Genomic DNA, 9,952 nt, shown 5'->3' on the forward strand with positions numbered 1-9,952 from the left:
CTACTCCAAAAGGAAACCGATCCATCGGCCGGCAACCACCGCCCCGGTCCAAATCATCAGCGAAAGAAATGCTGAAAGGCGGACCCTCAGGGTGAGCGGTCCGCCTTTGACGGCAGCGCGCCACTGCGGTGTCACGTGCAACAGGACCGCGTTGGCGACCCCGAGGGCGAGCAGCGTCATCTTGGTCAGAAATGCGACATTGCCGGAATATTCAAGCGGATTGACGCTGAAGAGGCAGAAGCCGGTGACGATCGTCAGCGCAACGCCGACCGCTGCGGCGTGCGAGAGGAATGGGCCGACCACGGCGATCGGGACCGCCGGGGCGAGGCCAAGAAGCCGCAGGTCGAGCGGAAGGATCGCGCCGATAATGATCCCGAACGACAGGATATGGGCGGCGTTGACGAAGATGTAAAGCGTCGCGGAACGCCGTATCGCCAGGGCGAAGGGCAGTGTCCCGATCCAGGCCAGCAGCTCTTCCATCAGTTCGTCTGTATGCGTTCCGGGTAGATGTCATAGGTCTTGCCCGCGACCGTGATGCGCACCGCCTTCATGCGCTTTTCGTTCGGGTCGAGCGATCGGTTACCGAGAACGACGATGGCATCGCCGACCTTGGCCGATCCCTCGACGAAGCCTGAGCGCTCCGTATTCCGGGGATTACCGAGTTCGACCCGCCACATCCCATCCGCTGATGTTTCGACTTGAAGGGTCGGATGTGGCGGCGCCATCGAGATTTCGCGAATGGTGCCCTTCAGCTCGATCTGGTCGGCCTCGGCCCAGGACCACCCATGATGGGCGTACGTGCTGGTGACCAGAAGCACCGTGATGATGCCCGCCGTGACGCCACGGCGCGAAATGGCCTTCAACATCTGCCTTCTCCTTCGCCTGTTTCGAAAGAACCGGCAGCTTGCGCCGGAAGATGCGTTTGCGAAAGCACGTGGTCTTCAACACTTCTTGAGCATCGCCGCCCTGATTGCTGCTTGTGGTTGTCGTTACCAAGGGTTGCGCGAATATTATTCAACAGCTTAAAATTTAGCCATTCTTAATCTCCGGTTGTTATGTCTATATGAGACGGAGTGAACGCTGGGCGAACGTGCCATGACGGCAGTTTCGCCGCGTAATATCGCGTGCTCCATCCCATCATCGTCATCACTCCCCTGCCAAGGCGAGCTCGCTTCCCGATGCCTTCGCGGCCTGTCCGCGGCCATCGGCCGAGGATGATTTGCCTTGCGGGCAACCGCGGAGCGTTTTTCATGACAATCAAGGCACGCCTGCTCGTGTGTTTGCCTCTGCTCGCCGTCGCCATGCTGGTCATGATCGCCACGGCCTTCAATGCGATGAGCTCAATCTCCAAGCGCACGGAATCAATCGTCGCCGACCGGCTGCTGCCCGTCGACCATCTAAAAACAGTCTCGGACATGTATGCCGTCGAGATCGTCGACACCACCCACAAGGTCCGAAGCGGCGCGCTTGGCTGGGCCGCAGGCAAGGACACGATCAATACCGCTCTTTCCACCATAGACACGCGATGGCGCACCTATGAGGCAACGCGCCTCACGCCTGAGGAAAAGAAACTCACGGAGACCTTCGACAACGCGCGTTTCGCAAGCGACGCCTCGATCCGGGATCTCATTCAGGTCCTGGAACGGCAGGACCAGACGGAACTCGAACGTTTCGTCGATACCAGGCTTTATGCCTCCGTGGATCCACTCGCGGCTCCGATCAGCGAATTGATCAAGCTGCAGCTATCCGAAGCCAACAAGGAGCTTGAAGCGGCCAGAGCGGCGAAAGACAACCTGACACTCTGGCAAACGGTCATAGCCGCCTTCGCCCTGTCGATCCTCGCCGCTACGGTGTGGTTCGTCGTCTCGGGCCTTTTCCGGCCACTGACGAAACTGCGCGAGGCCATGCGACAACTCGCAGCCGGCAATCTCAAGACCATGATCTTTGGCGAAGGTCGTCGTGACGAGATCGGTCAGATGGCGAGCGCCGTCGCCGTCTTCCGCGACAATGCGCTCGAACGCCAGCGGTTGGAGCAGGAGGCTGAAGCAGGCCGAACGCTTTCGCAGCACGAGCGCGAAGAGCGCGAGGCGCAGCGGGCGAAAGATGCGGCGGAGGTCCAGACAGCGGTAAACGCGCTCGGCTTTGGCCTCGATCGCCTTGCCGAAGGCGACCTCACCTACCGCATCGACACGCCGCTCGCCGAACGGCTCGATGCGCTGCGCACCAACTTCAACAGCTCGGTCACCAATCTCGCAGACGCGCTCCGCTCGGTCGGCGAGAACGCACGCAGCATCAATGCCGGCGCCGGCGAGATCCGCTCTGCCGCCGGTGACCTCTCCAAGCGCACGGAACAGCAGGCAGCTTCGGTCGAGGAAACGGCGGCCGCGCTTGATCAGATCGCAACCACCGTCGCCGACGCGAGCCGGCGGGCAGAAGAAGCCGGTACGCTGGTCACCCGTACCCGTGGTGCCGCGGAGAAATCCGGCGAGATCGTCGGCAATGCGGTCACTGCCATGAGCGGCATCGAAGCTTCGTCGCGCGAAATCTCCAGCATCATCGGCGTAATCGACGACATCGCCTTCCAGACGAACCTGCTGGCGCTCAATGCCGGCGTCGAGGCGGCCCGCGCCGGCGAAGCCGGCAAGGGTTTTGCCGTCGTCGCCCAGGAGGTGCGCGAGCTCGCCCAGCGCTCGGCCCAAGCGGCCAAGGAGATCAAGGTGCTGATCGCGACATCTGGCCAACAGGTGAAATCCGGCGTCACGCTGGTGCGCGAGACCGGCGCTGCGCTCGAAAGCATCATTGTCGAAGTCAAGGAGATCAGCAGCCATGTGACAGCAATTGTCGAGAGTGCGCGCGAACAGGCAGCCGGCATCCAGCAGATCAACACGGCCGTCAACGCGATCGACCAGGGAACGCAGCAGAATGCCGCCATGGTCGAGCAATCGACCGCGGCCAGCCACAGCCTCGCACGCGAGGCGAGCGCGCTCAACGACCTGCTGCTGCGCTTCAGGACCGATGGCGGCGCTTCGGCTTCGCCGCGTGGCGTGGCGAGCGCAGCCTTGGCGACCGCTGCCCCCTCGCCTGCCCGCGCGCTGAACCGCAAGCTCGCCTCGGCCTTTCGCAGTGCTCCGCAGGCGCAAGAGGCTGGCTGGGCAGAGTTCTGACATTTGCGTTCTCACGCGCAGACCGAGGAGGCGTGGCCGACGAGCCGCGCCTCCAGATCTCCAACAGCACTCTGCCGCCCGATATAAAGTATTAAATCTAGTAAATTACTAGTCTATATTCGCTTTTTCACTGCCTTTCGATCTGAGAGGCAGATTTGCTCCAAACAAACAGCATTAGAAACCGCTATTTCTGTCCATAGTCGTGTTCGGCTGCGATATTCCGACCAAGTTGGAACAGGACGCAGCCATGACCACGTCATCCCTCGAAACCACTGCCAAGGCTCTGAACGAGAGGCTCGAAGGCCTGGATCTGGCCGGGCGTCTCGCACTTGTCGCAAGCCTTGACGGGCGGGCCGTCTTCACGACCTCGCTCGGCATCGAGGATCAGGTGATCACCGCCGCCATCGGCAAGAACAAGCTTGCCGTCGACGTCGTCACGCTCCAGACGGGTCGTCTGTTCAATGAAACTGCCGCCCTCATCGACAAGACGGAAGAAACCTACGGCATCCTGATCAAGCGCTACCATCCGGAACAGGCAGATATCGACGCCTATGCGGCGCGCTACGGTCTCAACGGCTTCTACGAGAGCGTCGAGGCCCGGCATGCCTGTTGCGACGTGCGCAAGCTGAAGCCGCTTGCGCGCGCACTCGAAGGGGCAACCTTCTGGATCACCGGCCTGCGCCGGGGCCAGTCGGGAAACCGCGCTTCGACCCCTTTTGCTGAGGCCGATCTCGAACGTGGCCTGATCAAGGTCAACCCGCTGGTGGACTGGGACATCGAGACCATCAACAGCTTCGTCGCTGCCCATGCGGTTCCGGTCAATCCGCTGCATGCCCGCGGCTATCCCTCGATCGGTTGCGAGCCCTGCACCCGCGCGATCAAGCCCGGCGAGCCGGAGCGCGCGGGCCGCTGGTGGTGGGAGAACGACGAGAAGCGCGAATGTGGTCTGCACGTTCCGGAAGCCGCCGCCAGCTCAATCATCCCGAATTCGAGCAGCGCCGCCTGAGGCTGGCGCGCTCCTTTCAAGACAAATCCTCCCGGAGACTGAAATGCCCCATATCCATCCGGAAACGGAACTGCACAATCCGCAGAGCGCCAAACCGCCGCTCGATCCGCATCTGAAGGCGCTGGAAAACGAAGCGATCCACATCTTCCGCGAAGTGGCCGCTGAGTTCGAGCGCCCGGTCATGCTCTATTCGATCGGCAAGGACTCCTCGGTGCTGCTGCATCTCGCGCGCAAGGCCTTCTATCCCGGCCGCGTGCCCTTCCCGCTGCTTCACGTCAACACCGGCTGGAAGTTCGCCGAGATGATCGCGTTTCGCAACGAGATCGTCGAACGCTACGACCTCGACCTGATCGAACACGTCAATCCGCGCGGTGCGGCCGAGAACGTCACGCCCTTCACCCACGGCTCAGCGCTCTACACCGACATCATGAAGACCGAGGCCCTGCGCCAGGCGCTCGACGCCGGCCAGTTCGACGCGGCCTTTGGCGGTGCGCGGCGCGACGAGGAGGCAAGCCGCGCCAAGGAGCGCATCTATTCCTTCCGCACGCCCGACCATCGCTGGGATCCGCGCAACCAGCGCCCGGAGCTCTGGAACGTCTATAACGGCATGATCCGCAAGGGCGAGAGCGTGCGCGCATTCCCGCTGTCGAACTGGACCGAAGTCGACATCTGGCGCTACATCCAGGCCGAGGACATTCCGATCGTTCCGCTTTACTTCGCCGAGAAGCGCCCGATCGTCGAACGCGACGGCATGATGATCCTTGCCGAAGACCCGCGCCTTGAACTTCTGCCGGGCGAGACCAAGCGCGAGGAAGTCATCCGCTTCCGCACGCTCGGCTGCTTCCCGCTGACCGGCGCCATCCGCTCGAACGCCACGACACTCGACGACATCATCTCCGAACTCGAAACCGCGACCGTTTCCGAACGCCAGGGCCGCGCCATCGACCGCGACCAGTCCGGCTCGATGGAAAAGAAGAAACGCGAAGGATATTTCTGATGACCGCACCCGCAACCGCGAATGCCGTTGAGCACGTTGCTGCCGGCGAGGTTCTGGCCTTTCCGGCGCAAGAACCGGCGCGCGCCACGCGTGACAGCCGCCCGCTTCGCCTGATCACCTGCGGCTCGGTCGACGACGGCAAGTCGACACTGATCGGTCGCCTGCTCTGGGACACCAAGGCGGTCAAGGAAGACCAGGCTGCGACACTGCAGCGCGATTCCAAGGGCAAGCAGAACGATCTCGGTCTGCCCGATTTCGCGCTCCTGCTCGACGGCCTTCAGGCCGAGCGCGAACAGGGCATCACCATCGACGTCGCCTATCGCTATTTCTCGACCGACAAGCGCTCCTTCATCGTCGCCGACACGCCCGGCCATGAGCAATATACCCGCAACATGGCAACCGGCGCCTCGACGGCCGATCTCGCCGTGCTCTTGGTCGACGCCCGCGTCGGCCTGCTCGAGCAGACCCGCCGTCACGCGACGATCGCGACGCTCATGGGCATCAAGCAGTTCGTGCTCGCCGTCAACAAGATCGACCTGACGGACTACGACCGCGCCCGCTTCGAGCAGATCAGCCACGAGTTCCGCGAACTGGCGCTGTCGCTCGGCGTACGCCAGGTCACGGCTATCCCGGTCTCGGCTCTGAAGGGCGAGAACGTCGTCTATGACGGCCGCGCTTCCATGCCCTGGTATGACGGCCCGACGCTGATCGAAGTGCTGGAACTGGCAACCACCCGTTCGGCCCAGACCGTCGGCTTCCGACTGCCGGTGCAGCGCGTCTCGCGCCCTGGCGAGAGCTTCCGCGGCTATCAGGGCACCGTTGCCGGCGGCTCGGTGAAGCCCGGCGACAGCGTCGTCATCCTGCCTTCGGGCATGGTTGCCAACGTCACCAAGATCGTCACCTTCGACCTCGTGCGCAATGCGGCCGTTGCCGGCGACGCGATCACGCTGGTGCTCGACCGCCAGGTGGACGTCTCTCGTGGCGACATGATCGTCGCGATCGACAGCCAGCCACTGACCGGCCTTTCCTTTGACGCCCAGCTCGTCGCTCTGCAGGCCGAAGGCATCCAGCCCGGCAAGCGCTACTGGCTGAAGAGCGGCAGCCGCCGCCAGCGCGTCCAGGTGCAGCCAGCAAGCCAGCTCGACCTCCAGACCGGAAAGTGGAACCACGCCGAGCAGCTGCCGATGAACGCGATCGGCAAGGTGCACCTCGCCTTTGACGAGCAAGCGATCTTCGACAGCTACGAGCAGAACCGCACGACCGGCGCCTTCATCCTGATCGACCCGGACACCAACAACACGGTGGCCGGTGGCATGATCACGGCCAAGCGCTCGGCGCTCGGCGGCATCCATACGGAAGACGCCCGCGTCATCCTTTCGCTGCCGGCCGACCTTGCCGACCAGCTGATGGCGACCGAGCTCTTCGCCGGTCGCCGCGAGGAAGCCGAAGTCCGGCGTGTGAGTGCCGGGAGAGCCGTCGAGATCATCGACGACATCGACGGCTGATTGACCGCCACAGGACACAATAAAGGGGCCACGCGGCCCCTTTTATTGTCCCCTTGCCCTCGGTGCTGATCGCTCTGAACCTTTTCAAATACGCTGGTCGCCCTATCTCCCTGCCGCAGGGAGAAACGCCCATGAAGACGGAACATCTGGGCCAAGAGGCAAGCCACCAAGGCTTTCGCGGGCGTACGACAACCATCCAGGCCTTCGCGCGGAAGTATCGGCTCGATGCGGAGGAAGCCCAACGGCTGGAAGACCAGTTCGGCCCTGTCGCGGGCGAAATCGAACTGTTGCAGGCGGCCCGGCGCAACGGCATGCCGGAAGAGTGAAACACCTTGCCGGCAAAGCCTTTTGCGGCAATCAAAGCTGCTGTTCGATCGCCGGAAGGACCATCGTCAGCGGCGCCGGGTCGGCGCGCTGCCACAGCTGGTAGCCGACGACGCTGCCGAGAATGGCGGACCATATCGCGATCTCGCGAAAGGTGAATATCGGTTCCTTCAACATTTGGACCTCTCGATCTCTCTGCGGCAAAACAAGTATTGAAGGAAATATCGCCGTTATTGTTCACACTGATAAGACAGCGATCTGTGAACACGCCGTTTCGAAGTGAACAATAGAGGTGACGGAACAGCGAACGGGCCCGACACGGAAATGGACAGGGCGCCGAGCACGCGGAGCGCCCGCTTCGACTGGTTTTGCCGGAGCCGTCCCAAAATGGGACGGGCGTTGCAATCACTTCACCTTGGCAAGCATTCGAAACAAACCCGCCTTTCAATCCGCCTTGGCATTCGTAAGTTGACGCCGTCGATCATGACGATCGATAGGGCTGTTTCACCGTTTTCGGACATCGTGGGACAGTCCGCCTGACCGTGGGCCCTGACCGTGGGCTTGACAGTGTCAGGGTATGAACGTCGCCCTCGGTCGTACCATCTCCCTTCCGCGCCCTTCCCGAAACCGGTCCGTTGCGCTTGGCCAGCGACGCCTCAGCCGCGCAGGTGGACAGAGGCCGTCTCCTCAGCGTATTTGGACGACTTTCGCGCAACGGCACGCCGAATCAAGGAGACACAAGGTGAGCACGGAGAAGAAACCGGATACCACCGTGACGGTCGAGAAACGAAGCAACGGCAAATGGTGCTTCGTCATCAAGCATCGTGGCGTCACCTATCCGGCACAGGGCAATTTCACTTCGATGCTGCAGGCGCAGGCTGTTGCCCAAACAGCGTTGAAGGCGCTCGAACAGCAACGCTGACAAGCGGCTGAGCGCTACCAATCCGATAGAAGGGAGCGCTCTATCCCGCTGCGTTTGTTTGACCTTACCCCGCGCAAACGGAGCTCGGCGCCGGTGCCGCTGCTACTCGACGGCGGAGCGGATGATGTTGCAGAGCCCTTCCTGTACGACCTGCTTGGTAGCCACCTGCCCGACCTGAATATCGAACATCGCATCGACCCGCGTGCCTGAACCGCGCTTGCGGGCAACGACGCGCAGCGTCTGCAAGCGTCCGGAGCCGGCGGTATCCTGATAGGCCTCGATCGTCCCGAGCGCCTTGTTGATCTCGATTCCCGAAAACCCTTCCGCCGCCACACCCTGCGCCATCTTTTGCAAGGCGGCCTCCGGCTTCAGTTTCGGAAACTCCTGCCAGGTCTTGTAGAACACCGGCGTCACCAGCGGCACGCCCGAAGCCTTGAAGTTCTTCTCGCAGCTTTGAGCCGCTGCAATCGAATGGCCGGCCAAAAGAAGAGCCGCCGCGATGGTTAGATGCTTGATCAACATTCCCGTTCCTCGTCGTCGTTGAATCGAAGCAGGAAACTAGAAGCTTCACCCGCGCGCAGACAGGGCGAACCGGGCGTGAATGCACGGCTATTCGACCAATGGCTCAAAGAGGGCGACGAACGACTAAAAACGGCAGTGACGTGCGGGACATGACGAGCAACGCGGAAACGGTCAATGCGATATGCATAATCGGTCCGCGCACTGGCGCGAACAGCGGGAAAGATTAGCTAAATAATTGATTTGGCTGGTCGGAGTGGCAAGATTCGAACTTGCGACCCCCACGTCCCGAACAACATGAATTATCCTCAAAAGCCCGGTTTTCTGGGCTTTTTCGCTTGCGAACGTGACGTAAAAACGCGTTCGTAGCCGTTCATTGCCGTAGATACGAACCGCCGACCCCGTCGATAGCCGACGGGCGCGCGTCCTTGCGCCCTAACGAAAGGAAACACAATGCGAATTATGTACTGCCACCCGACTAAGGAAACAAAGCAGCGCGATTGCATCGCCTTTGTCGACGTCGAGCTCAACGAGCACGTTCGTCTCTACGGATTGCGCCTGGTGCGTCAGCCTGACGGCAACCACTTCCTCTATGCCCCCCCAAGCCGGCCAGCGGCGCGCAGCCACGTTCTCGGCCGAAATGGCAAAGCAACTCGCAGAGCTTGCCGTTGGTGCCTATGCGGCGGCGGCCAATGAGCGGTAAGCAGCGGGGCTACGCCTTTGATGTCGACGCGTGGGTCCAATTCCACTTATTGCGTCTAGCGTCCTTCCACCCAGACACGACGAAAGCCGACCTCTCCGTGCTGGCCGAAATCATCCAGCGCTACTGGGGCAAGTATGGCAACGGCTGGGTGACGCACGAGCACCTTGGCGCGGTCGCCGGCATCAGCAAGGCCACCGTCATCCGATCCAAGCGCAACCTCGAGAGGCTAGGTTTCGTCACCGTAGTGCAGGCAGGGCGGCGCGGTAGCGCCACTGTTTACAAGCCGAACTTTGACCTAGTCCCTCGAAAGGGTGTCACGGATGACACCCCTACCTATCCACAAGACCGGCCCACAAGGGCCGAGTCACAGATAGATAGACATGAATTCGCCGCGCCTGGGGCGCCGCCTTTGGCTGGCCTGTCGGCCGCCACGGCGGGACCGGCGAAAGGTGGGTTTGAAGAGTTGTGGCGTGGATACGACTATCGCCAAAAGAAAAAAGAAGCCAAGGCCGCCTACGATAAGTTAGCACCGGATGCGGATCTGCACGCACGCATCGTGGCGGCAGCAATTGCCTGGCAGCAGTCTTGGGCAGCGCAAGGCAAGCAAGATGCGCCGCGATTCACCCTCGCAAAGTGGCTCGAGCGGGAAGAGTATGAATGCGATCCAGCCGCATACAAGCCGAAAGAACGCACGGCTAGGACGAATCGACATTCACGGCAGCCAGATCATTGCGGCGAGGAGATAGACGAAGCCTTCGAAGTGGATTGTTCTGCGGTCGTATCGGGTGGCGAAGCGTCGGAAGTGCTTCATT

General features: G+C 61.8%; 10 protein-coding genes and 1 pseudogene. 6 read left to right on the forward strand and 5 right to left on the reverse strand.

The features are described 5' to 3' along the window. Both BBX50_RS15100 and BBX50_RS15105 read right to left on the reverse strand, forming a co-directional pair. A complete protein-coding gene (locus BBX50_RS15100) occupies positions 1-480 on the reverse strand; it encodes a DUF6644 family protein (protein WP_065776148.1) in 480 nt (159 codons plus the stop codon). Then, complete coding sequence (locus BBX50_RS15105) at positions 480-866, reverse strand: DUF6152 family protein (protein ID WP_065776149.1); 387 nt, start codon at positions 864-866, stop codon at positions 480-482. Before BBX50_RS15105 ends, BBX50_RS15100 begins: the two co-directional genes overlap by 1 nt. 384 nt (positions 867-1,250) lie before the next feature. On the opposite strand from BBX50_RS15105, the gene BBX50_RS15110 reads away from it, so the two are divergent. From BBX50_RS15110 to BBX50_RS15130, 5 genes are all read left to right on the forward strand, one after another. Further along, positions 1,251-3,164, forward strand: coding sequence for a methyl-accepting chemotaxis protein (locus BBX50_RS15110; protein WP_065776150.1), 1,914 nt, complete (start codon positions 1,251-1,253; stop codon positions 3,162-3,164). A 247-nt stretch (positions 3,165-3,411) separates the two neighbouring features. Beyond that, on the forward strand, positions 3,412-4,170 hold the full coding sequence (locus BBX50_RS15115; protein WP_065776151.1) for a phosphoadenylyl-sulfate reductase: 759 nt from the start codon (positions 3,412-3,414) through the stop codon (positions 4,168-4,170). Between the two features lie 43 nt (positions 4,171-4,213). Then, on the forward strand, positions 4,214-5,167 hold the full coding sequence (cysD, locus tag BBX50_RS15120) for a sulfate adenylyltransferase subunit CysD (RefSeq protein ID WP_043616754.1): 954 nt from the start codon (positions 4,214-4,216) through the stop codon (positions 5,165-5,167). Beyond that, positions 5,167-6,672 carry a sulfate adenylyltransferase subunit CysN gene (gene cysN, locus BBX50_RS15125; RefSeq protein WP_065776152.1) on the forward strand — a complete coding sequence of 502 codons (1,506 nt, stop codon included), beginning with the start codon at positions 5,167-5,169 and terminating at the stop codon, positions 6,670-6,672. The genes cysD and cysN overlap by 1 nt, the downstream gene beginning before the upstream one ends. Positions 6,673-6,803: 131 nt before the next feature. Further along, complete coding sequence (locus BBX50_RS15130; RefSeq protein WP_065776153.1) at positions 6,804-6,998, forward strand: hypothetical protein; 195 nt, start codon at positions 6,804-6,806, stop codon at positions 6,996-6,998. A gap of 31 nt (positions 6,999-7,029) precedes the next feature. On the opposite strand, the gene BBX50_RS30490 is transcribed toward BBX50_RS15130, so the two are convergent. Then, on the reverse strand, positions 7,030-7,173 hold the full coding sequence (locus tag BBX50_RS30490) for a hypothetical protein (protein ID WP_201723485.1): 144 nt from the start codon (positions 7,171-7,173) through the stop codon (positions 7,030-7,032). Positions 7,174-7,738: 565 nt separating this feature from the next. Between BBX50_RS30490 and BBX50_RS15135 the strand changes: the two genes are divergently transcribed. Then, positions 7,739-7,918: a hypothetical protein gene (locus BBX50_RS15135; protein ID WP_065776154.1), complete on the forward strand. Its 180-nt coding sequence runs from the start codon at positions 7,739-7,741 to the stop codon at positions 7,916-7,918. Between the two features lie 102 nt (positions 7,919-8,020). Here the strand turns inward: BBX50_RS15135 and BBX50_RS15140 are convergent, their stop codons facing one another. Both BBX50_RS15140 and BBX50_RS30760 read right to left on the reverse strand, forming a co-directional pair. After that, a complete protein-coding gene (locus BBX50_RS15140; RefSeq protein WP_065776161.1) occupies positions 8,021-8,434 on the reverse strand; it encodes a hypothetical protein in 414 nt (137 codons plus the stop codon). Positions 8,435-9,852: 1,418 nt separating this feature from the next. Continuing rightward, positions 9,853-9,952 (reverse strand): annotated as a pseudogene (locus BBX50_RS30760) (IS5/IS1182 family transposase); the annotation flags it as partial.

The organism is Ensifer sp. LC11 (genome assembly GCF_001695835.1).
In the GTDB taxonomy this organism is placed as follows: Bacteria; Pseudomonadota; Alphaproteobacteria; order Rhizobiales; family Rhizobiaceae; genus Ensifer.